Source organism: Methylobacterium sp. E-046, from assembly GCF_022829625.1.
In the GTDB taxonomy this organism is placed as follows: Bacteria; Pseudomonadota; Alphaproteobacteria; order Rhizobiales; family Beijerinckiaceae; genus Methylobacterium; species Methylobacterium longum.
In genome coordinates, this window is sequence record NZ_JAKSYP010000060.1 from 1 (window position 1) to 21,431 (window position 21,431).

The 21,431-nt window shown below is 71.8% G+C and carries 17 protein-coding genes and 3 pseudogenes; 10 read left to right on the forward strand and 10 right to left on the reverse strand.

The annotated features are described in order from the left end of the window. Window positions 1–202 (reverse strand): annotated as a pseudogene (locus MKK82_RS03640) (aminotransferase class I/II); the annotation flags it as partial. Window positions 203–415: 213 nt separating this feature from the next. After that, window positions 416–613 carry a hypothetical protein gene (locus MKK82_RS03645; protein ID WP_243984671.1) on the reverse strand — a complete coding sequence of 66 codons (198 nt, stop codon included), beginning with the start codon at window positions 611–613 and terminating at the stop codon, window positions 416–418. Window positions 614–1,165: 552 nt separating this feature from the next. On the opposite strand from MKK82_RS03645, the gene MKK82_RS03650 reads away from it, so the two are divergent. The 3 genes from MKK82_RS03650 to MKK82_RS03660 all read left to right on the forward strand — a co-directional run bounded on the left by MKK82_RS03650 (window position 1,166) and on the right by MKK82_RS03660 (window position 3,495). Beyond that, on the forward strand, window positions 1,166–1,639 hold the full coding sequence (locus MKK82_RS03650; RefSeq protein WP_243984672.1) for a hypothetical protein: 474 nt from the start codon (window positions 1,166–1,168) through the stop codon (window positions 1,637–1,639). Between the two features lie 325 nt (window positions 1,640–1,964). After that, entirely contained in the window at window positions 1,965–2,375 is a 411-nt protein-coding gene (locus MKK82_RS03655) for a hypothetical protein (RefSeq protein WP_243984674.1), read from the forward strand. 484 nt (window positions 2,376–2,859) lie between these two features. Further along, window positions 2,860–3,495, forward strand: coding sequence for an EAL domain-containing protein (locus MKK82_RS03660; protein ID WP_243984676.1), 636 nt, complete (start codon window positions 2,860–2,862; stop codon window positions 3,493–3,495). A 66-nt stretch (window positions 3,496–3,561) separates the two neighbouring features. On the opposite strand, the pseudogene MKK82_RS03665 reads toward MKK82_RS03660, so the two are convergent. Together MKK82_RS03665 and MKK82_RS03675 are read right to left on the reverse strand one after the other, a co-directional pair. Beyond that, a pseudogene (locus MKK82_RS03665) lies at window positions 3,562–4,205 on the reverse strand (hypothetical protein). 5 nt (window positions 4,206–4,210) lie between these two features. Further along, entirely contained in the window at window positions 4,211–4,843 is a 633-nt protein-coding gene (locus tag MKK82_RS03675) for a hypothetical protein (protein ID WP_243984682.1), read from the reverse strand. Window positions 4,844–4,934: 91 nt separating this feature from the next. On the opposite strand from MKK82_RS03675, the gene MKK82_RS03680 reads away from it, so the two are divergent. Further along, entirely contained in the window at window positions 4,935–5,918 is a 984-nt protein-coding gene (locus tag MKK82_RS03680) for a hypothetical protein (RefSeq protein WP_238291236.1), read from the forward strand. Between the two features lie 102 nt (window positions 5,919–6,020). Here MKK82_RS03680 and MKK82_RS03685 read toward each other — a convergent pair whose 3' ends face one another. Both MKK82_RS03685 and MKK82_RS03690 read right to left on the reverse strand, forming a co-directional pair. Next, a complete protein-coding gene (locus tag MKK82_RS03685; RefSeq protein ID WP_238291235.1) occupies window positions 6,021–7,205 on the reverse strand; it encodes a glycosyltransferase family 4 protein in 1,185 nt (394 codons plus the stop codon). Beyond that, window positions 7,205–8,245 (reverse strand): glycosyltransferase family 4 protein, encoded by a 1,041-nt coding sequence (locus tag MKK82_RS03690; RefSeq protein ID WP_238291234.1) that lies wholly within the window; start codon window positions 8,243–8,245, stop codon window positions 7,205–7,207. Before MKK82_RS03690 ends, MKK82_RS03685 begins: the two co-directional genes overlap by 1 nt. A gap of 60 nt (window positions 8,246–8,305) precedes the next feature. On the opposite strand from MKK82_RS03690, the gene MKK82_RS03695 reads away from it, so the two are divergent. The 6 genes from MKK82_RS03695 to MKK82_RS03720 all read left to right on the forward strand — a co-directional run bounded on the left by MKK82_RS03695 (window position 8,306) and on the right by MKK82_RS03720 (window position 15,233). Beyond that, a complete protein-coding gene (locus tag MKK82_RS03695; protein WP_243984683.1) occupies window positions 8,306–10,357 on the forward strand; it encodes an HAD-IIB family hydrolase in 2,052 nt (683 codons plus the stop codon). Continuing rightward, a complete protein-coding gene (locus MKK82_RS03700; RefSeq protein ID WP_238291232.1) occupies window positions 10,347–11,231 on the forward strand; it encodes a glycosyltransferase family 2 protein in 885 nt (294 codons plus the stop codon). Before MKK82_RS03695 ends, MKK82_RS03700 begins: the two co-directional genes overlap by 11 nt. A gap of 22 nt (window positions 11,232–11,253) precedes the next feature. Continuing rightward, entirely contained in the window at window positions 11,254–12,405 is a 1,152-nt protein-coding gene (locus MKK82_RS03705; protein WP_238291231.1) for a glycosyltransferase, read from the forward strand. 38 nt (window positions 12,406–12,443) lie between these two features. Further along, window positions 12,444–13,418, forward strand: a complete 975-nt coding sequence (locus tag MKK82_RS03710) for a glycosyltransferase family 2 protein (protein WP_238291230.1) — start codon at window positions 12,444–12,446, stop codon at window positions 13,416–13,418. After that, on the forward strand, window positions 13,415–14,500 hold the full coding sequence (locus MKK82_RS03715; protein ID WP_238291228.1) for a glycosyltransferase: 1,086 nt from the start codon (window positions 13,415–13,417) through the stop codon (window positions 14,498–14,500). Before MKK82_RS03710 ends, MKK82_RS03715 begins: the two co-directional genes overlap by 4 nt. Window positions 14,501–14,564: 64 nt before the next feature. After that, window positions 14,565–15,233 carry a class I SAM-dependent methyltransferase gene (locus MKK82_RS03720; protein WP_238291227.1) on the forward strand — a complete coding sequence of 223 codons (669 nt, stop codon included), beginning with the start codon at window positions 14,565–14,567 and terminating at the stop codon, window positions 15,231–15,233. Between the two features lie 230 nt (window positions 15,234–15,463). On the opposite strand, the gene MKK82_RS34150 is transcribed toward MKK82_RS03720, so the two are convergent. The 4 genes and pseudogenes from MKK82_RS34150 to MKK82_RS03740 form a co-directional block, all read right to left on the reverse strand. Continuing rightward, on the reverse strand, window positions 15,464–16,510 hold the full coding sequence (locus tag MKK82_RS34150) for an adenylate/guanylate cyclase domain-containing protein (RefSeq protein ID WP_238291226.1): 1,047 nt from the start codon (window positions 16,508–16,510) through the stop codon (window positions 15,464–15,466). 40 nt (window positions 16,511–16,550) lie between these two features. Beyond that, window positions 16,551–16,910, reverse strand: a complete 360-nt coding sequence (locus MKK82_RS03730) for a response regulator (RefSeq protein ID WP_238291225.1) — start codon at window positions 16,908–16,910, stop codon at window positions 16,551–16,553. Between the two features lie 49 nt (window positions 16,911–16,959). Beyond that, window positions 16,960–19,881 carry a response regulator gene (locus tag MKK82_RS03735; protein WP_243984685.1) on the reverse strand — a complete coding sequence of 974 codons (2,922 nt, stop codon included), beginning with the start codon at window positions 19,879–19,881 and terminating at the stop codon, window positions 16,960–16,962. A 308-nt stretch (window positions 19,882–20,189) separates the two neighbouring features. After that, a pseudogene (locus tag MKK82_RS03740) lies at window positions 20,190–21,075 on the reverse strand (alpha/beta hydrolase). Window positions 21,076–21,431 lie beyond the last annotated feature (356 nt).

Below are 21,431 nucleotides of genomic sequence, written 5' to 3' on the forward strand. Positions count from 1 at the left end.
CGGCGGTGACGCCCGGCAGGCCCGACAGCCCGTCCACCAGGATCGTGCGGGCCTCGGCGCAGCGGTCCACCATGGTGCGGATGAAGCCGTCGCCCTCCGCGAGGGCCGCGATGCAGGCGTGCTGGACGAAGGTCGAGATCAAGGTGGTGCTGTACTGCCCGAGCTTCGCGAACGTGGGTGCGAGGCCGCGGGGATAGATCACCCAGCCGGCGCGCCAGCCGGACCGACACGACAAGGCCCTTGGCCGCCCCCGACATCCGGTAGGGGCGGCGTCGGCCTTCTTGAGTCTTCGCGATCTTGGCCTTCGGGCTGGATAGATGCCGGGTGAGGCTGTCAGGCAGCCGGCGCTTCGCCAGATCGCCACGACGTCGTCGCTTCGGCATATGCACGCCTTCCTCGAAGCGTTGACCTACTGTCAAATCCGTCGACCGTCAGGAATTCTTTCAGCGGCCTGCGCCAACCGCTTGGCACGCAGCTGCGCCGTGCGCTCTTCCAACGCCTGCTTCTCAGCGTCGACGTCTTGGTGAACCTGATCCGCGTTCGACTGGCGCGCTGCCCTTCTGGCCGTCGGCGTTGTTAGGTTGACGCGACGATTGGGTAACAGCTCGGCCATTATTAGTCCTCTCGGCTCGGCATGTGAGGGAAGGCGTTGATCAGCAGTGTCAGGCGCCAGTGCGCCCTGCGCTTCTTCCACGAGGCGGAGGGGCTACCATTCTTCAGCGACAACGACGGTGACCACCGCAATTCCGGCAACGAAAGCGGCGACGAGGACGGCGCTTAGCGCGTTCTGATGACCGTTTGCCTTCAACACAACGACCGACACGAACGCCACGACAGAACTTGCAAGCCCCATAGCTAGCTGGGATCTGCTCACTTCAGATAGCCCTTCGCCTTCAGGTGCTCGGTGAGGGCTACCCGAATAATATCGGGGCGTGACGGCTTCGGATCGGGTTGCGCGTCGATCAAAGCATCGAGGGGCTTAAGGCTCTCAGGATGCAATCGCACCTGTATAGGCGTCCCTTGACCGGTCGGCTTCGGCCCACGCCGTTTCTTTGGTTGCAAAGTTTCTTGCGTCGCCATGAGAACTGTGGTACCAAAAAAACGGCCCGACAGGAAGGTGAGATTTCCAGCCGGGCCTAACCATCAACGGACTGGAGATACGTCAGTGGCTACCCACGCCTATAGCACACGCACGCCCTTATTACCCCTGCCCCGCAGCGTTTCGCCCTTATTAGGCCAGGGGCTCGGCCGGCAGCCGGGCCCCGTCACGCAGGTCCATAACCTGAGCGACGCACAGGTTTCAGTGGCCAAGAGGCAGCAGGGCCCCGTCACCCAAGCCATCCGTGCGATGCGGGCGGCCGATCCGCTGCCGCCCGCCGATGCCGCGATCGAGGCCATCCGCGAAGGGCTGATCCGCTACTTCGTCGAGGACGATGGCGCCAACCGTCAGCTCGTCCGCGAGCTGCGCCGCCGGATCGCCGACCGCATCGAGGCTGACCTCGCCTTATTAGACGCGCTCGACCCGGATCCGGATTTGGAGGACGGCCACGACGCCGAGGGCAACACCGACGACAACGGGCTCGGTGACAGCGACGCGCTCGGCGAGCAAGACTTCCGTGGGTACGGGGGCTGCTTATGAGTGGCCCTACCAACCGCCGCGGCTTCTTACGCGGCCTCACCATGCTCCCGCTCATTGGCGGCGGTGTCACCCTGATCGGGGCGCCTTCTGCCGTAGCCGAGCCGGTCACGGAACGGTTGCTCGCCGAGTACGCCAACTGGGCTGCGTTCGAGCACTACCGAGCTCAGGTCGAACTGCACGGTTCAATGGAGCGCAACTGGTACACGCTTCATGGTCCAGCTTACGAGTGGCATCGAGAGATGAGCGGTACCAACGCTCGGCCGCCTTCAACGCGTGCAGCGCTCGTACTGGCGGCGGTCGGATGCGATTGGCGGGAAGGCGGACGATGAAGGCCTCAACCCGCCGCGCCGCGCTCGGCGCCATCCTTGCCTCCCCACTTACAGGTGGGGCCGTCATGGCCCTTCCTTCCGAGGCAATTGCAGCTCGGTCCGACCTCGCCGAAGCCTGTCTTTGGGCCATCCGGCATGTCGACTACATCAATACGGCTGCCGTCGCCGAGGAATGGGACGATGACCGGATCAGTGATGAAGGCGACTTGTCCGACGCGGTGATAGATCGGGCCATCGCTGAGCCCTCACGCTCGTTGTCAGACCTGCAGGCTAAAGCACAGCTATGCCTCAAGGATTTCTCGGATCACGCCCTACCGTTCAGGAATGACAAGGACGAAAGCAGGCTCGACGTTGGCCAGCAACTCGTCCTGACCGTGCTGCGGGAGGTGATCACGCTATGCGCCTGATCCTCGCCCTTCTCGGCTTCAACCCGCGACCGGTCCATGTGCGAGTGCGACGGCGAACCTGAGCATCCACGCCCGCCTTTGACGCTGAGGGGCGTGCGGTAGGCGGGCGTGGAGGGTCGGCAAAAGCCGGCGACACCTACGTACTACCGCTTAGCCGGTAGGTTCAACCGTTGGTTAAAATCCTACACGCACCAGCCGACAGTTGAGCAAAAAAGCATCCACGCCCGCGGTCCAAGGGACTGAGGGGCCACCAGGTTGCGGGCGTGGAAGATCGACCGAAGCCGATAAATGCATGATATTGCATTCAGCTTGACCGTTCAATCGCGCTTTAGTGCTTATGCGAACGTCACTCGCGCATCTGGTGCGGGCAGATCAGTTCTCCACCGTTCCCTGCCATACCCGACAAGCTGCTCATGCGGCGCGGGCAAAAGTGTGGGTAGAGCGAAATATCAGAGGTCTAAGTATCTGATGAAAAACGATATTATTGAACAATGTCGAGGAGAACATCTCCTCCATCCATGTGCGCATGCCGAGCTTCCACGGGGAGGTGGCGGCGGTCCTGCGCGAAACCGGCCTCGCGCCGGAGCGCTTGGAGATCGAGATCACCGAGTCGGTGTTGCTGGATCACGGGCCGGAGGTGCTGGAGAACCTGAAGCGCCTGCGCGCGACGGGCGTCAGGATCGCGCTGGACGACTTCGGAACGGGCTATTCCAGCCTGAGCTACCTGACCGAGTTTCCGTTCGACAAGGTGAAGGTCGACCGCTCCTTCGTGCGCGACCTTCAGGGCCGCCCCGAGAAGGTTGCGGTGGTCGAGGCCATCGCCCGGATGGCCCGCGCCCTGTCGATGAACGTGACGGTGGAAGGCGTCGAGACCCGCCAGCAACTCGAGGTCCTCCGGGAGAAGCGTTGCGACATCGCCCAGGGCTTCCTCTACAGTCCCGCGCGCCCGGCCTCCGAGATCGCGGCCCTCATCGAGCGGATCGAGGGCGCGGCCCTGCCGCAGGGTGCGAGCGGGGATGGGCCGACGGGCGGCGCGGTCGTACCGGCGCCCGCCGCGGCGGCCGAGGGGCACCCGCCCCCCAACTCGCGCCCGGTCCTGGCGCTGGTTCACACCCTCTGACCCCTCGGGCTCGGCGACCTGCCGTTCGCGCCGGATCCCGCTGCCGAACTGCTCCTCAGCTGCCCCTCAGCTGCGCGTCCACGCCGCACGAACGGCCCCGGTCGCCGTGTCCGGCTTCGCCGCCCCGATGAAGATCACGACCGGGCCATGGACGTCGCGCCGGGGATCGTAGAAATCGAGCAGGCCGGGATGGAGGCGCTGGATGAAATCCGGCTGCCGGCCGCCCCGGCGCAGCAGGTGGTCGATGACGACCTGATCGCCGTGCACCGCGTTCGGCACGGGACCGCAGGACCCCGGGCACATCCAGCGCTCGGGATTGGCCGCGAAGGTCGTGTAGAGCGGGCTGAGCGCGTCCCCGCACCAGCGCAGCAGCGCGCTGGAGAGCCGTCCCTTGTGGAAGTAGTCCTCCATCGCGGCGAGGCCGGGCTCGGCCAGGGCATCCGCCGGTCCGGTCAGGACCGTGTCGAGGTCGCACAGGAGGGTCGGGCCGTCGCTCAGGTCGGGCCGGAACGCCTCATCTTGGCCCACCACGCCGGCCAGTCATGGCGCAGGGATACCCGCTCCACCCCCGCCACGGCGAGCGGCAGGTCCGTGAGGCAGCGGATCCGTCGGAAGGCCGGCGCATGGCGGCGGACGCCGCGCGCGAGGCGTTCGACCCAGGTCGCGTCGTAGCGGCCGCCGCTCCTGAGAACCGTGATCAGCGTGGCCATGAGGTTCAGCCTTCGGGCGGGTGCAGGCGGATCCGCCCGGATGCCTCGGCGGCGGCGAACCAAGCGCGCTCGGCTGCCCAGGGATGGCCCGGCCATCCGGCGAAGCCGAAGCCGTAGGCATCCGCCGGCCGGGCCTGCGCGGGGCGGTCGAGCAGCAGCGCGAGCGTCACGAGGAAGCCGGTGCTGGGGTTCGGGGATCCCTGCGTCCGGGCGGCCAACAGCGCGTGCGCCCGCCCGTGCAGGGCCTGCGGCAGGATGTGGATCGGGCGTCCCAGGGGCCGGAGCAGGCTCGCGATCTCGCGCGTCCAGCAGATCGGCTCGGGGACATTCTGCGCCAGCGGGAGCATCGGGTAGGGCAGAATGAAGGCCTGCGCCTCCCGGACGACCGGGCGCTCCAGGAAGTGGCGGTCCGCCAGCCATTCCCGGGTCTGGCCCCCGCGATTGACCAAGGCGAGGTGCGTGACGCGCCGGCCGGTCGGTCCGCCGAAGCCCGGCGCGTTGTTGAAGCGCACCACGCACGCGGCCGCATCGACCGCGGACCCTACATGACCGGTCCCGGGCGCATTGCCGACGATGGCGAGGGGAGAGCCGGTGGGCAGGCCCACGGTGTCGGCGGGGGGATCGACGGCGGATGGCATCGCTGGCAAGGATCGGAGGAAGCCGTCGAAGTAAGGCCCCGGCCCGGGACGACCAGACCGCGGCCGGACCGGCCGGACCGGGATGAGGATCATGCGACGCTGCTTCGTCTGCGCGGCCGACATGCTCGGACCCAGCGGGCGGAGCGTGGTTTATCCCGATGGCCGCCGCCGCACCTTCCCGCGGGCCTGCGGCTCCTGCGGCGTCCTGGTGGCGGGCGACGCCGACCCGGCCGCGTGCCGGGAACACTTGGCCCGGCACCTCGCCGCGCCAGCCTTCGTGTCCGACCCGGACGCGCCCTACGGCCTGGACATCTACACCCTGCGGACGGCCGCGACCCGCCTCGGCCGCGGCACCCGCCCGCTCGACGGCGCGGGCCGCGCGGCGCTGCTGAACCCCCACGCCGGGCACGCGGCGCGGGCCGAACTCTTCGCGCTCGCGGAGGCCAGCCGGCATCCCGTCTCCCTCGGCCTCCTCTGCCGTCCCGCGGAGCGGGACGCGGTCCTGGCGTCGCTGCCCGGGCAGGCGGGCTGGACGGACGACGTCACGCTCCTCCTCGACGGGCCGGCTGCCGCACCCCGGGCGGTGCCGGTCGCGGGGTTTCCGGACGGCGGGGTCCGTGTCGCCGCCCGGCCCCTCGAGGGCGATTTCGCCGCCCAGCGGAACGCGCTTCAGGACCTCGCGCGCCACGCCTGGATGCTGCAGCTCGACGCCGATGAATCCATCGAACCCGCCACCGGCCGGCTCCTGCCGGCCCTCGCCGCGCTGGCCGAGGCGGGAGACGCGGTCTCGGTCGGGCTCGCGCGGGCGAACCGGGTCGACGGCGTCGTGTCGGACGTCTTCCCGGACGTCCAGTACCGGCTCAACCGGACGCGCACGCGCTTTTCCGGCCGGGTGCACGAGCGCCCGGTTCTCGACGGCGGCTGGCCGCGCGGCTTCATCACTCTGCATGGGGTGATCGCGCATCGCCTGAGCGCGGACCACGTGCGGGCGCGGTCGCGCCGCTACGAAGCCCTCGATCCCGGGCGAGGCCGGCTCGATGAGGAATCGGCGCTGCTGCGTCCCTACGCCGACTGACGGGGCGGCGGCCCCGTCCGGGCCCGCGCCCCGGCCGGCCGCGAGCACCAGCTAGGCCCGTGCCTCTGCCGGGCGCGTGTCTCTGCCGGGCCCGTGCCCCGTTCAGGCCCGGCCGGCCGCCGCGATCGCCCGCCGGTAGAGTGCCAGGGTCGCCTGCCCGAGGTCGGCCCGGCCGAAGCGGCCGGCCGCCGCGAGGGCGCGCGCGCGATAGGTCAGACGCAGGCCGGGATCGACGAGGAGCGGACGCAGGGCTTCTGCCAGGGCCGGCCCGGTCGCGGCCTCGGCCAGGGGGCCGGCGCCCGGCGCCCCGACGAAGGCGCGGGCGCTCGCATCCTCCGCGCAGGCGACCACCGGCCGGCCATAGGCAAGGGCCTCCTGGTAGACCAGGCCGAAGCTCTCGTAGCGGGACGGTGCGATCACCGCGTGGGCCTGCGCGTAAGCCTCTGCCAGGGCGTCGCCGTCGATCCGGCCGCGGGCGCGGATGCGGCTCCGTGTCTCCGCGGGCAGATCGGCCGGGAGATCGTCCGGTGCGACACCGACGAGGTCGAGGCGGAAGGGCGGCAGGCTGCCCCGGTCCTGCTCGCGGCCGAGGAGGGCGACCGCGCGCATGAGCGCGTCGAACCCCTTGCGCGCCTCCGCCCGCCCGACGAACAGCAGGCGCACCGGGTGATCCGCCGCCGGATAGGCGGCACCGCGGGCGCCGGTCGCGATCCCGGGCGGGAGGCTGAGCCCGATCACGGCGGCGGGCTGCCGGCCCGTCAGCCCGTATGCCCGCACGATCACCGCCCCGTGCGCGGCCGTGTTGGCGATGAGGCCGGCGCTGCCCCGGGCCTGCCGGCGTTCGAGGCGATCGGCCGTCCACCCGTCGAGGCGGTTCCGCAGGGTGCCGGCCGGGTCGCGCGTGAAGGCGGCCGGCGTCGAACTGCGCGTCACCAGCGGCAGGCCGGGGCGTCCGGCAAGGAGCGCGGCCGGCGCGTACCAGTTCGTGGCCTCGACCACGGCGAAGGGCGCCCGGCCATGCGCGTCGAGCACGGCGCGCCGGAAGGCGACCGGCGCGGCCAGGTGCCCGGCCGAGCCCCAGGAGCGAAGCCGCGCCAGGGCGCCGCCGGCCGGCAGGGCAAGGCCCACCACCGCGACGCCGCCGACCTGCCGGCGGCCGGTCCGGTCGAGGGTGAAGACCGTGACCTCCGCGCCCGCCTCCGCGAGGCTCTCGGCGATCTCGCGGGCCGCGGTCGAGAGCCCGCTCGGGGCCGGCGGGTAGTCCCAGGCCAGGAGGGCGGTGCGCATCAGGCGGCGAGGAGGCGGCGGTAGAGCGCGACGTAGTCGCGCGCCATGCGCTCGGCGGTGAACCGTTCCTCGAACCGGCCGCGGATCCGGGCGCGATCGAGCCGTCCGACCCGTCCCAGGGCCGCCACGGCCTCGGCCTCGCTGGACACGATGAAGCCCGTCACCCCGTCCTCGACGATCTCGGGGACCGAGCCCCGATCCCAGGCGACGACCGGTGTGCCGCAGGCCATCGCCTCGATCATCACGAGGCCGAAAGGCTCGGGCCAGTCGATCGGGAACAGGAGCGCCCGGGCGCCGCCCAGGAGGTCCCCCTTCCGGGCGTCGTCGACGGGCCCGAGATAGGTCGCGTCGGGGCCGAGCAGCGGGCGCACGCGGCGGTCGAAATAATCCGGATTGCCGACGTCGATCGTGCCGCCGAGGCGGATCGGGACGCCGGCCGCGCGGGCGACCCGGATCGCGGTGTCGGGCCGCTTCTGGTCGGTCAGGCGGCCCACGAAGGCGACATGGGTGTCGGGTTCGGTGCGCAGGGCGTAGCGGTCCCGGTCGATGCCGTGATGCACGACGCCCATGCGGTTCGCGACCGGGATCCGGGCCTCCTGGGCCGCCGAGATGGCCGCGACCGGCAGGTCGGGGAAGCCCGCGAAGAACAGCGCCCGGTCGAGTTCGTCCACCCGCCAGTGCACCGTGGTCAGGCTGCGCCGGCGGCGTTCGCCCAGGAGCGGCGCGTGCGCGAATTCGCCGTGGCAATGGACGATGTCGAACGCGTCGAGCCGCGCGCGAAGTGCCTCCAGCTGCAAGGAATCCAGGGCGGCGGGGACCCCCGGCGACACGCGCCCGTGCCTCCGCTCCAGCGCCGTCAGGCTCGGATATTCGCCCACGCGCGGCAAGTCTGTCGCACTGTCTGACGGGGCGAACAACGTTACTTCCACGCCCAAGCTTCGTAGTGCCGTGCTGAGATCATGCACAATGCGCTCGGTGCCGCCGTGATGGCTTGGGGGAACGGGAAATATGTTCGGTGCGACCTGGGCAACGCGGATCACGGTGTCCTCTTTACATAAGTTAAGTTTTCAGGAGCGGCCGGCAAGCGCGTCCGACGCCTGATGTTCGTCCTGCATATCGCCCTGCAGGGCTGCCTGCGCGGCGACGGCGTGATCTACGGGCTCACCGCCGACACCGGCGGCCACATCCGTTACCTGCTCGATCTCGTGTCGGCCTCCGCGCAGGATCGCGACCTCGAGCGGATCGTCGTGGCGACGCGCCTGTTCCACGGCCAGCTCGGCGCCGCCTACGCCGTGCCCGAGGAGCGGATCGCCGACAAGGTCACGCTCGTGCGGCTCGCGAGCGCGTCGCCGGACTACTGCGCCAAGGAGGCGATGCACGCCGAGGTCGCGTCCTTCGCGGAGCACCTGATCGCGTGGATCGCCGCTCAGGACCGGGCTCCGGATCTCGTCCACGCGCATTACGCGGACGCGGCCACGGTGGCGGCCCTGGTGGAGGACCGCCTCGGCATCCCCTTCGTGTTCACGGCCCATTCCCTCGGGCGCGTGAAGGCGGGGATGCTGGCCCCCTCCCCCGTCCGCCCCGACCTGGCCTGCCGGATCGCCGCCGAGGAGGCCGCCCTGGCGCGGGCCCGGCTCGTCATCGCCTCGTCGCGGGACGAAGCGGAGGTGCAATACGCCGGCTACGCCGCCTACGAACCCGGCCGCGTCCGCGTCCTGCCGCCGGGCAGCGACCTGGCCCGCTTCGCCGCGGCGCGGCCCCGGCCGCAGGTCGACGCCGCGATCGACCGGTTCCTGCACGAGGCCGCCAAGCCGGCGATCCTCGCGCTCGCCAGACCGGTCGCCCGAAAAAATCTCGCGGCCCTGGTGCAGGCCTACGGCGAGAGCCGCGCCCTGCGCGCGCGCGCCAATCTCGTGATCGTCGCCGGCACCCGCGACGACATCGACAGCCTCGACGGCGACATGGCCGCGACGATGCGCGACCTGCTGGTCCTGATCGACCGGTACGATCTCTACGGGTGCGTCGCCTACCCGAAGACGCACCGGCCGGAGGACGTTCCGGCGATCTACGCCTACGCCCGCGCCCGCGGCGGCCTGTTCGTCAACCCGGCCCTCAACGAGCCCTTCGGCCTGACGCTCCTGGAAGCCTCGGCCGCCGGCCTGCCGCTGGTGGCCACCGACAGCGGCGGCCCCAACGACATCGTCGAGACCTGCGGCAACGGGCTGCTGGTGGATCCGCGCGCGCCCGGCACGATCGCCGCCGCCTGTCTGCGGATCCTCGGCGACCCGGCCCTCTACGTCCGCTGCGTGGCGGGCGGCGCGCGGGCGGCGGCGGCCTACGACTGGGATCGGCACGCCGCGCGATACCACGTCCTCCTGCGCGCCCTGCTGGCGCCGCAGCAGGATGCGCCGCCGACGCGGCAGCTCCTCGTCTGCGACATCGACAACACGCTGATCGGCTGCACGGCGGCCCTCGAGATCTTCCGACGCTGGCGCAGCCGGCAGGCCGGTCTCGCCTTCGGGGTCGCCACCGGCCGCTCCTTCCACAGCGCCATGGCGGTCCTCGAGCAGCAGGCCAGCCCGAGACCCCAGGTGATGATCACCTCGGTCGGCTCCGAGATCTACCATCTCGACGCGAACGGCGTGACCTACACGGCCGATGCGGCGTGGCGCCGGGGCATCGCCGCCGACTGGGACCGCGCGGCGGTTCACGACGCGCTGCGCGGCCTCGACGGGCTCGTCCCCCAGGGGCCGCTGGAGCAGCGCGCGCTGAAGCTGAGCTATTTCGGCGACGCGACCGGGGCGCGGCGCGTCCGCGGGCGCCTCGACGAGGCCGGCATTCCCGCCTGCGTGATCCACAGCCACGGTCGCTATCTCGACGTCCTGCCGGCGGCGGCCTCGAAGGGCACCGCGGTCGACCATGTCCGGGCCCTGTACGACCTGCCGGAGCACGCGGTGTTCGTGGCCGGCGATTCCGGCAACGACATCGAGATGCTCCGCGCCCACGTCCAGGCGATCATCGTCGCGAACTACTCGGATGATCTGGCGAGCAACGCGGCCCTGAAGCACTCCTACGTCGCCCGCCGGACGCATGCGCGGGGCATCATCGAGGGCGTCTCGCATTTCCGCCGGATTTTGGCCGATGTCGGCTGAGCCGGCGGGCCCTGCCCCGAGCGTGCTGACCCTGGTCCGCGGCCGCGCGGACCACCTGCGCAACCTGATGCGCGGGCTCGCGGGCCAGACGCTGCGCCCGCGCGAACTCGTCATCGCCTGGATGCAGCCGGCGCCGGCGCCGGACCTGCCCGATCCGGGCTGCCCCGTCCGCCACGTCCCCGTCCCGGGCGACCCGATGCCGCTGGCGGCCGCGCGCAACCGCGCCGCAGCCGCGGCCACCGGCGATCTCCTCGTCTTCCTCGACGTCGACTGCATCCCGTCGCCGACCCTGGTCGCGGCCTACGGGCAGGCCGCCGCGACCGCGCGGGGGCTCTTCCTCGGCGAGGTTCTCTACCTGCCGCCCGGGGCGATCCCCGTCGACGCCCTCGATCCGGCGGCGCTCGACCGCGTCGCCCGCGCCCATCCGGCCCGGCCCGCCGCCCCGGCCGCCGGTCTGCGGCCGGAGCCCGATGCCGGCCAGCTCTGGGGCCTGTCCTTCGCCCTCGCGGCCGCCGCGTGGAGCGCGGTGGGCGGCATGGACGAGGCGTATGTCGGCTACGGCGGGGAGGAGACCGACCTCGCCGCTCGGCTCGCGGCCAGCGGGCTGCCGACCTTCTGGGTCGGGGGCGCCCGCGCCTTCCATCAGCATCACCCGGTCCATGTGCCGCCGCTGCAGCACTTCGCCCCGATCCTGGCGAACGCGGCGCGCTTCCGGGCCCGGCACGGCCGCTGGTGCATGACGTACTGGCTGGAGCAGTTCCGCGGAGCCGGTCTCATCGCCTGGGATGCCGATGCCCCCGCGATCCGCCTCATCCGGCCCCCGACCGAAGCCGAGATCGCCGCCGCGCTGCGGTCCGACGCCCTGTTCTCCTGATCCCGAGGCCGAACCGCACCCCATGAAGAAACCCATCGCGTTCTTCGTCCATCACCAGGGCCGCGGCCACGCCAACCGCACGATGGCGGTGGCGACGGAATTCGCCCGGGACCGCCCCGTCTCGCTCCTCACGGCGGATCCGCGCCTGTTCGACGGCTTCGCCCGCGACGTCGAGATCGTGCCGCTGCCGAACATGATCGGCGCCGCCGTCCCGACCCCGCGGCTCTACGCCGAGCCGACGCCGCAGGTGATGCACTGTGTCCCCCTGGGGCTGAGCGAGATGCGCCGGACCATGCGGCGCATCCTCGACCACCTCGACGAGCGCGAGGTCGGGCTGTTCGTCGTCGATGTCTCGGCGGAGATCGCGCTCCTGTCCCGCATCGCCAGCGTGCCCGCGGTGCAGATCCGGATGCACGGCGACCGCTCCGACATCGGCCACGTGGGCGCCTACGAGGCCTGCGTGGGGATGCTCGCCCCCTTCGACGAGCGCCTCGAGCAGGACGATTATCCGGCGCGCCTGCGCGCCAGGACCTTCTACAGCGGCGGCCTGTGCACCAGTGTCGATCGCGTGCCGGAGCGCGTCGAGGCGCGGGCGCGGCTCGGCCTCGATCCCGACCGCGAGATCGTCGTCGCGCTGACCGGCGGCGGCGGCAGCGGCACGCCCTACGCGCCGCTCACCGTCGCGGCCCGCGCCGCGCCGGACGCGCTCTGGCTCACCCTCGGGCCGACCCATCGCGAGGGCCACGAGACCGACTTCGCCAATCTGCGCGAGCTCGGCTGGGTGCCCTCGGTGACCGACTACCTCGCCGCGGCCGACATCATCATCGCATCGGCCGGCGACAACACGGTGCACGAGGCTGCCCGCGTCGGCGGCCGCCTGATCGTGATGCCCGAATGGCGCTACTTCGCCGAGCAGACGCGCAAGGCCGAGGCGCTGGTCCGCCTCGGTGCCGCCGTGCAGGCCCCCGCCTGGCCGGGAGATCTGACGGGCTGGCGCGACCTCCTCGCGCGCGCCCGCGCCCTCGACGGGACCGCCCTGCGCAGCCTCTACGCCCCCGATGCCGCCGCGCGCGCCGCGGGCTGGCTCGAAGGGCTGGTCGACGCGCTCTGGGATTCCGAATCGGCCGGCGACGGCCCCGAACCCGCCGCGCGCCGTATCGCCGCGGCCGAATGATCGCCCCCTCCCCGCCCCAACCGGAGCCCGAGCGCCGCATGTCCACCGTTTCCGTCGTGACCCTCGCCAAGGGCCGGCCGGCGCACCTGCGCAACGTGCTCCGCGGTCTGGAGCGGCAGACGCAGCCGCCCGCCGAGTTCATCGTCGCGGTGATGCAGGATGCGCCCTACGATCTGCCCGAGGCGCCCTTCCCCGTCCGCCAGATCCTGGTTCCGGGCCGCGAACTCCCCCTGGCGGCCGCGCGCAACCGCGGCGTGGCGGCGGCGCGCGGCAGCGACGTCGTCTTCCTGGATGTCGACTGTATCCCGGCTCCCGATCTGGTCGCCGACTACGCGCGGGCCCTCGTGGCGCTCGACGGCCTGCTGATGGGCGAGGTGCTGCACCTGCCCGAGCGCGCCACGGCCGGCGACTGGGACTACGCGGGCCTCGACACGCTCGCCGAGAAGCACTCCGACCGCCGCGGGCCGCCGGCCGCCGGCATCGAGATCTGCCAGGATTATCGCTGCTTCTGGTCGCTCAACTTCGCGATCCGGCGCGCCACCTTCGCGGCGACCGGCGGCTTCGACGAGCGCTACACCGGCTACGGCGGCGAGGACACGGATTTCGGCAAGCTTCTCGACGCGCGCAAGATCCCGATCGCCTGGATGAAGGGCGCGCGCGCCTATCACCAGTACCACCCGCACCACATGCCCCCGGTCCACCACCTCGACAGCGTGGTGCGCAACGCCGAGCTGTTCGAGGCCAAGTGGGGCTACCGCACCATGGGCCACTGGCTCTACGCGTTCCGCGTCCTGGGCCTGATCGACGACACGCCCGACCGGCCGATCCGGATCCTGCGCCGTCCGGATGCCGCGGAGCTGGCCCTGACAGGCCAGCAGGGCCACCAGCCCTACACCAACTCGGCCTCGGTCATCCGCGCCATCGAGGCCCGAGAGACCCAACAGGCTCGAGAGGCCGGAGAGGCCGCCAGCGCCGGGGACCGGGCCGGCGCCCCCGCGCCGCCGTCGGCATGAGGATCGCCCTCCTCGCGCATCTCCGCCACCCGATCGCGCCGCCCTTCGCGGGCGGCCTGGAAGCCTACACGTGGGGCCTCGCGGACGGGCTGACGGCCCGCGGCCACGACCTCGTGCTGTTCGCTGCCGGGGACAGCGACCGGCGCTTCGTCCTCGACCCGGTGATCCCGCTCCATCAGGAGCGCCGCTTCCCCGGCCTGGAGCATCGCGGCGACGCGGCGCTGAAGGCGCATCTCGACGACGGGTACGCCGCCGCCTGCGACCGGATCGCCGCGGGCGGCTTCGACATCCTGCACAACAACAGCCTGAGCCGGCTGCCTCTGGAGCCGCGGCGCCTGTCGGCCACGCCCACCGTCACCTCGCTGCACGTCCCGCCCTACGATGCGCTCCGCTGGTTCGTGCAGGCCAGCGCGGTGCCGGGCCATCGGATCACCGCGACATCGCGGGCGCAGATGCGGGCCTGGTGGCCGGACGGCGCGCCGCCAGGGGCGTCGGTGCTCCACAACGGCATCGATCCCGCCGCGTGGCCCTACGTCGCCCGCGGGGACGGCAGCGCCGTGTGGTGCGCGCGCATCGCCGCGGTCAAGGGCGCGCACCACGCGATCGCGGCGGCGCGCCGGGCCGGGCTTCCCCTCACGGTGTTCGGCCCGATCGAGGAACCGGATTACTGGTCGGCGCAGATCGCACCGCAGCTCGGCGGATCGATCCGCTACGGCGGCCATCTCGCCGGCCCCGCTCTGGCGACGGAGATCGGCCGCGCCTCGGTGTTCCTGTTCACCCCCTGCTGGGACGAGCCGTTCGGGTTGGCGGCCGTCGAGGCGATGGCCTGCGGCCTGCCGGTCGCCGGCTTCGCCAGGGGCGCCGCTCCGGAGATCGTCGGCGAGGCCGGTCGCTTGGCCCGACCCGGGGACGGGATCAACCTGGCCGACGCCATCGGCCGGGCCCTAGCGATCGACCGCTCCGTCCCGCGGGCCCGGGTCCTACGCCTGTTCACCCGCGACCTGTGGCTCGACCGCTGCGAGGCGCTCTACGCGCAGGTCGCATCCCTGCGCGGTCCGGCCAGATCCGCGGGCACCGGCTGAGGCCGGACACGGCCCCTTACATCCGCCCGCGCGCGACGCGGCAAGAGCGGGATACCATTTGGACATGACCCGACAGGACCTCATCGCCGCCCTGTGGCACGGGCGTGACCCCTTCGCGGATCCCCCGGCGGACCTGCGCCCCGCCGACCTTCAGGGCTGGCGCAGCGTTCACCCCTACCTCGAGGAGGCGGTGACCGAAATCCGGCCCCGCGTGGTCATCGAGATCGGCACCTGGAAGGGGGCCAGCGCCCTCTACCTCGCCCGGACCATGGCCGAGCGGAATGTCGCCGGCACCGTGATCGCGGTCGATACGTGGCTCGGGGCTGTCGATCACTGGGCGGACGAGGCGCTCTTCGCGGAACTCGGCACCGAGCACGGCTATCCGAGCCTCTACCGGACCTTCCTGGCCAACGTGGTGCGCGACGGCATGACGGACCGGATCGTGCCGCTGCCGCTCGACTCGGTGAACGCCGCGGAACTCCTGCGCCTGCGCGGCGTGACCGCCGATGTCATCCATCTCGATGCCGGGCACGAGGAGGCGTCCGTCACGGCGGACCTGCGCGCGTGGTGGCCGGTCCTGCGACCCGGGGGCCTCCTGATCGCCGACGATTACGACCGCCTGGGAGGCCGCTTTCCGGGTGTGACCCGGGCGGTCGATGCGTTCTGCTCCGAGGCCGGTGTGCGGGGACCGTGGTCGCTGCGGGGCAAGTGCAAGTTTATCAAGCGGGACTGACGCGCGCTACGCCGACGCCTGGACCGGTTCGGCGCGGCAGGGCGCGTCGCACCCCGAGCGCGCGCCGTGCCCGACGGCCGCGCGATCCCGAGGGCGATGTCCGCCTCCGGGCGGATGCGCTGCGCCGACGCGACGTCACGCGCCGGATGCGTGCTCGCCGCCGGACGAGCGGTCCCGGGCGCCACGGGGAGACTGGATCGCCCCTGACGAGGTCGCCCGCCGTCGCGCACCTAAACCGTCAGCGGCGCGAAGGCATGGCAGTACACGTCGATCTCGCCTTTCCCCTTGAGCGCGACCCGCCCGATGGGGCTGGCGGACCCCTTGTCGGCCAAGCGTGAGAAGGCCTCGCGCGACAGGTGAAGCCTGCATCCGTCCCCGAGGCCCGAGAGGCGCGCGGCGACGTTGACCGTGTCTCCCCAGAGATCGAAGGTGTACTTGGTCCGGCCCACGATGCCGCCGACCACCGACCCGATGTGGATCCCGGCGCGGATCCGCCAGCCCGGCGCGCCCGCCGCCGCGATATCCACCATGTCGCCGGCGCACCGGATCGCCGCCTCGACGGGATCCGCGTGGGGGCGCAGCAGGTTGGCGGTGGCCATGAAGGCGTCGCCGATCGTCTTGATGTTCTCCAGCCCGTGCGCCTGTGCCACGGTCTCGAACGCCTCCGCCAGTCGGTGGATCTCGGCCACGACCGTCTCCGGGGTCTGGCGGTGGCACCAAGCCGTGAAGCCGACGAGATCGATGAACAGCACCGCGACGTCGTCGAACAGGCGCGGCTTGACCTGGCCGGTCTCCATCAGCTCCGCCACCGCCGACACCGGCAGGATGGCGTGGAGAAGTTCATCGGCGCGGCTGCGCTCGCGCTCGATGGTCCGCAGGTGCGCCATCTCCCGGTCGCGGAAGCGTTTCCTCTCGAGACAGGATCGGATCCTCGCCTCGAGGAGCACCGGTTCGAAGGGCTTGGGCAGGTAGTCCTCGGCGCCCAGTTCGATGCACCGGACGATGCTGCCGACCTCCATCAGAGCGGAGATCATCACCACCGGGGTGTGGCGCCAGACCTCGTGCGCCTTCATCCGTTCGAGGACGGCGTAGCCGTCGAGGGCCGGCATCATCACGTCGAGCAGGACCAGGTCGAACGCGGTCTCGTTCAGCCGATCGAGGGCGGCGAGGCCGTTGGCCGCGCGCACGCTCGTATGCCCGAGCAGTTCCAGCTCCTGCTCGAGGAGGTCGAGATTGAAGGGCTCGTCGTCGACGATGAGGATGCACGCGGGCTCCACGGATCTTCCTCTCTCCGGATCGAAGCCGACCCGTCCACGCTCAGCCGAGCCACCGGTGGAGCGTGGCGAACAGCACGTCCTCGTCGATGGGCTTGGTCATGAAGTCGTCGCAGCCGGCCGCCCGCGCCCGCTCCTCGTCACCGCTCATCGCATTGGCGGTGATCGCCACGACGGGGATGCGCGCCGTCGTCGCGTTCGCCTTGATGCAGCGCGTCGCCTCCCAGCCGTCGAGGAGGGGCAGCGACAGGTCCATGAGGATCAGATCGGGGCGGTGCGCCGCCGCCATCTCCACGCCCGCGGCGCCGTCGACCGCGATGACGAGCTCGTAATCCTCCTCCAGGAGCTGCGTCAGCAGATCGCGATTGAGCGCGACGTCCTCGACGATGAGAATCCGCTTCATGGGCCGTCCCAGGCGCGGGCGGGCGGCCCGGCACGACGCTCCGGACCGGTCATCGGTCGCCCACCGCCTCGGGTTCCGGAAGGGGAAGCACGCGCTGAACCTCCCGGATGAGGGCGGCGCGGTCGAGGCCCTGCTTGTCGATCAGGCCGAGTACGCGCTCCCGCAGCATCTCGCGCTCGGTCGAGTCGAGTTCGGCGGCGGTCAGCACGACGACGGGAATGGTCCGCGCCACCGGGTCGGCCTGGAGGGCGTCGAGGAAGGTCAGGCCATCCATCCGGGGCATGAGCAGGTCGAGCAGGATCACGCTCGGTCGGGCCTGCGCGATGCGCTCCAGGCCGGCGGCGCCGTCCGCCACCCAATCGACGGTGCAGTGCTCGGGGTCCAGCAACTGGCGGACGAGGTCGGGGACATTGGGATCGTCGTCGATCACCAGGATGCGCTCGTTGTCGGGGGCGATGCGCGCCAGGGCCCCGATCAGCGCCTCCCGCTCGAAGGGCTTGACCATGTAGTCGGTGGCGCCGAGCCGGAAGCCGAGTTCCTTCTGGTCGACGATCGAGATCAGCACGACGGGGATGTCGCGGGTCTGCGGATCGGTCTTGAGGGCGTGCAGCACCTGCCACCCGTCCGTGCCGGGCATCATGATGTCGAGCGTGATCGCGCGCGGCTGCAGCGTCCGCGCCATGCGCAGGCCCTCCGGGCCGCTCGAGGCGCCGACCACCGTGTAGCCGGCATCGGCGAGGTTCTCCTGCAGCAGGTAGACGACGTTCGGATCGTCGTCGATCGCGAGCACGAGCTTGGATCCCGACCGGGGCGCGGTCGCGGGGGCGGGCGCCGGCTTCGGCGGGCTCGGCCCCCTCTCGGGCGCGCCGGCGATCCGCGCCGGGATGCTGAGCGTGAAGGTCGATCCCCGCCCCTCCCGGCTCTCGACCTCGATGCGGCCCCCGAGCAGACGGGCCAGCCGGTGGCTGATCGCGAGGCCGAGCCCGGTCCCGCTGTGGGACCGGGTCGCGCTGTTGTCGACCTGGTGGAACTCCTCGAAGATCGCGGAGAGCGCCTCCGCGGGGATGCCGATGCCGGTGTCGATGACGGCGAAGGCGATGTCCTCGCCGGCGGGGCGGACGCGGAGCGTCACCGAGCCGGCCTGCGTGAACTTGATCGCGTTGCTCAGGAGGTTGATGAGGATCTGGCGCAGCTTCTCCTCGTCCGTGCGGAGCATCGCCGGCGGATCCGCGACGTCCCGGACGAGGCGCACGCCCTCGGTCTTGACCAGGGGTTCGACCGTCCTCAGGCAGAGGTCGAGTACCGGCGTGAGGGCGAATTCGGACGGCTTCACCTCCATGCGCCCGGCCTCGACCTTGGCGAGATCGAGGATGCTGTTGATCAGCGAGAGCAGGTGCTCGGAACTCGCGAGGATCTTCTCCAGGTTCTCGAACTGCTTCACCGGCAGGGCCTCCTTGGCCCGCCGCATCACCAGACGGGTGAAGCCGATGATGGCGTTGAGCGGCGTGCGCAGCTCGTGGCTCATGTTGGCCAGGAAGCTGCTCTTGGCGCGGCTCGCATCCTCGGCGGCCTCCTTGGCCTGCCGCAGGGTCTCCTCGGCGCGCCGGCGCTCGATCACCCGGCCCAGTTGCGCCCCGATATTGGTCATCACCTTGAGGAGAGCCGGGTCCGGCGGGGTCGCGTCGCAGGCGAAGAACTCCAGCGCGGCCACGACCTCACGCCCCACCGTCACGGGAAACCCGAAGCCCGCCCGGATTCCGTCCGCCGCCGCGGCCGCGGTCCGGGGATCGTCGGGCGCGGCCCGGTCGCCGAGGATCCATTCCGGCGCCCCGGACAGCAGGGCGCGGCCGGCGGGCCCGACCCCGGCCCCGAGGGGCGTCCCGGCCGTCGCGGCGCGGAACCGGGCGAACCGCTCCGGCGCGTCGCAATGCCAGAGGCCGGTCGGGACCAGCGTGCCGCTCCCGTCGCCGGCCGCCATGTAGGCGTGGCCGAGGGGCCAGCCGGTGTGTTGCGCCACGCGATCCAGGCAGAAGCGCACGGCGTCCTCGACCGTGGACGCCTCGTTGGCGGCCGTCGCGGCGGCCTGCAGCAGCTCGACGAAGCCGGTCTGCTTCTGCAGCGCGAGTTCGGCCTCCTTGCGGACGGTGATGTCGCTCCACGACTCGACGACTTCGACCGGCTCCCCGTCGGCATCGCGCAGGAGGCGCTGCTCGTCCCGCACCCAGCGATAGGTGCCGTCCGCGCGCAGGAACCGGTACTCGATCACGTTGTGTCCCTGCCGGAGCAGGTTCGGGAACTCGGACAGGACCCGGTCCCGGTCCTCGGGATGGAGGCGGTCCAGCCAGAATTCCGGTCCGGCCAGGTAGTCCTCCGGCTCGTAACCCAGCAGGTCGCGCACGTTCTCGCTGATGAAGGTCGGCGCGTTCCGCCCGCCCACCTCGAAGCTGCAGATCATCGACGGGGATGCGGTCAGGAGGTAGCTCAGCCGGCCCTGCGTCGTGCGCACGACCTGCTCGGCGCGCTTGATCTCGGTCACGTCCGTGTAGACGGCGACGACGCCGCCGTCGTTGGTCTTGCGCTCGTTGACCTGAACCCAGCGCCCGTCGGTCCGCTGCTGCAGGAGCGGACCGCTCGGGGCGTGGAAACGGGCCAGCCGCTCCGCGAGCCACGCCGCGACGGTCGCCCCGTCCGGGCGAACGATGCAGGTCTCGGCGGCGGCGCGGGCGATGGACTGGAAGGTCGAGCCCGGACCGATCACCGCCTCCAGCCCCGGATGGAAGTCCCGGAAGTGATCGTTGCAGAGGACGAGGCGGTCGTCGGCATCGAACAGCGCGAAGCCTTCCGAGCTGCTCTCGATCGCCTCGATCAGGGTCTGCGTGGCAACCTCGGGCGTCTTCAAGGATCCGCCGCCCGGGGGCTCGAGGGCGCCGACAGGCTGCGCCTGCGGCGATCCGGTCTGGGCCTGGGACATCTGTCGGACCAACCTCTCGGCGGGGTCGCGCCGCAGCGCTCGCCTGCCGCCCCGGGCCTGACGGTCGCTGCGCCGGCCGCCCGCCGTTTATCAATCGTCACCGTTGCATGGTCTATATTCGGGATCAAGCGAGCGCGGACAATCCTGAAGGTCGGCAGTCACGACAGGCCATTGAAGGCGACATCTGATGTCGTGGGTTCCGGATTCCGCGCCCTGCGGCCAAACCACTGTCCCGCGCCCCGGGCCGGGCATCCGCCCCGGGGCCTCCGGCCGCGGCCGGATCGCGGGCAGGGCCGACCCGCGCCTGCTCAAGCCCTGTCCTCCGGCGCGAGATGGGCATCCACGAAGTTGCCGGCCTCCGCGAGGGCCGCGCGGCCCTCCGCGAGTTGCGGGAAGAACAGGTGCCAGGCGTGGATCATCGCGGGCCAGATCCGAAGCGTGACGTCCACGCCCGCGCTCCCGGCCGCCCCCGCCAGGCGCACCGCGTCGTCGAGGAGCGTCTCGTCGGAGCCGACCTGGATCAGCATCGGCGGCAGGCCGACCAGATCGGCGTACAGGGGCGAGGCCAGCGGGTCCTCAGGATCCGCGCCCCCCAGGTAGGCCGCCGCGAGTTCGGCGAGGTAGAGGCGCTGGATCAGGGGATCGGCGGCAGCCTTCGTCCTGAGGCTGCCGCCACGCAGGGCCAGATCGACCCAGGGTGAGGCGAGCCAGAGGCATCCGGGCAGCGGATCTCCCGCCGCGCGCAGGCGCAGGGCGGCGGCGAGGGCGAGGCCGCCGCCCGCGCTCTCCCCCGAGAGGGCGATCCGCTCGGGCGCGATCCCCTGCTTGAGCACGAACCTGTAGCCTGCGACCGCGTCCTCGAGGGCGGCGGGGAACGGATGTTCGGGGGCGAGGCGATAGGCAAGCGCCAGGGTGCGGGCCCGGGCCTGCCGCCCGGCGCGCGCAACGACGTGGCGATGGCTGTCGAGGGATCCCGCCATGTACCCGCCGCCGTGGAGGAAGACGAGGACGCGTCCGGGATCGGCATCCGGGCAGAGGGTCCACTCCGTCGGCATCGACGGGGGTGACGCGGGTGTCCGGCGGGAGCGCGTCGGGACGGCCGAGACCGTCGAGCCGGGCGCGCCGCGCGGCGAGATCCGCCGGCCGCGGCAGCGCGCGCAGGGCATCCCGGACGGCCTCGATCTCCGTGCTCATCGCTGCTCCGCCCGCTACACCCTGAACCGATCGAAGGAGGACGTCGGCCCGGACGTGGCGGGGCCGCACACGCGCGACGTGCCGGGCCGGCCGCCGGATGCCGCGCAGCGCGACGATGTCCCCGGCCTTCGGATCCGGGCAGGAGATCCTGTCGCGGTCGACGAGGCCGGTGCGTCCCATCGCCCGCGCGTCGAGGACGGAATGATGGCGGCCCGCCGGCCGGGGTTCCGGACGCCCGCCGGCCCGCAGCCGAGGATCGGGCTGTCGACCCGTTCCGGCCGCGTGCCCGCCGGCCCGCCGCCGGAGTCCACCGGTTCCGCGATCGCCGGATCGCCGGGCCTGAAGCCGTCGAGACG

Excerpts from the sequence above, each read along its gene's own strand:
- MKK82_RS03685 (WP_238291235.1), bottom strand. The coding sequence starts at position 7,205 with ATGCGCACCGCCCTCCTGGCCTGGGACTACCCGCCGGCCCCGAGCGGG.
- MKK82_RS03680 (WP_238291236.1), top strand. The coding sequence starts at position 4,935 with ATGCGACGCTGCTTCGTCTGCGCGGCCGACATGCTCGGACCCAGCGGG.
- MKK82_RS03730 (WP_238291225.1), bottom strand. The coding sequence starts at position 16,910 with ATGAAGCGGATTCTCATCGTCGAGGACGTCGCGCTCAATCGCGATCTG.
- MKK82_RS03715 (WP_238291228.1), top strand. The coding sequence starts at position 13,415 with ATGAGGATCGCCCTCCTCGCGCATCTCCGCCACCCGATCGCGCCGCCC.
- MKK82_RS03695 (WP_243984683.1), top strand. The coding sequence starts at position 8,306 with ATGTTCGTCCTGCATATCGCCCTGCAGGGCTGCCTGCGCGGCGACGGC.
- MKK82_RS03645 (WP_243984671.1), bottom strand. The coding sequence starts at position 613 with ATGGCCGAGCTGTTACCCAATCGTCGCGTCAACCTAACAACGCCGACG.
- MKK82_RS03735 (WP_243984685.1), bottom strand. The coding sequence starts at position 19,881 with ATGTCCCAGGCCCAGACCGGATCGCCGCAGGCGCAGCCTGTCGGCGCC.
- MKK82_RS03720 (WP_238291227.1), top strand. The coding sequence starts at position 14,565 with ATGACCCGACAGGACCTCATCGCCGCCCTGTGGCACGGGCGTGACCCC.
- MKK82_RS03710 (WP_238291230.1), top strand. The coding sequence starts at position 12,444 with ATGTCCACCGTTTCCGTCGTGACCCTCGCCAAGGGCCGGCCGGCGCAC.
- MKK82_RS03705 (WP_238291231.1), top strand. The coding sequence starts at position 11,254 with ATGAAGAAACCCATCGCGTTCTTCGTCCATCACCAGGGCCGCGGCCAC.
- MKK82_RS03655 (WP_243984674.1), top strand. The coding sequence starts at position 1,965 with ATGAAGGCCTCAACCCGCCGCGCCGCGCTCGGCGCCATCCTTGCCTCC.
- MKK82_RS03675 (WP_243984682.1), bottom strand. The coding sequence starts at position 4,843 with ATGCCATCCGCCGTCGATCCCCCCGCCGACACCGTGGGCCTGCCCACC.
- MKK82_RS03700 (WP_238291232.1), top strand. The coding sequence starts at position 10,347 with ATGTCGGCTGAGCCGGCGGGCCCTGCCCCGAGCGTGCTGACCCTGGTC.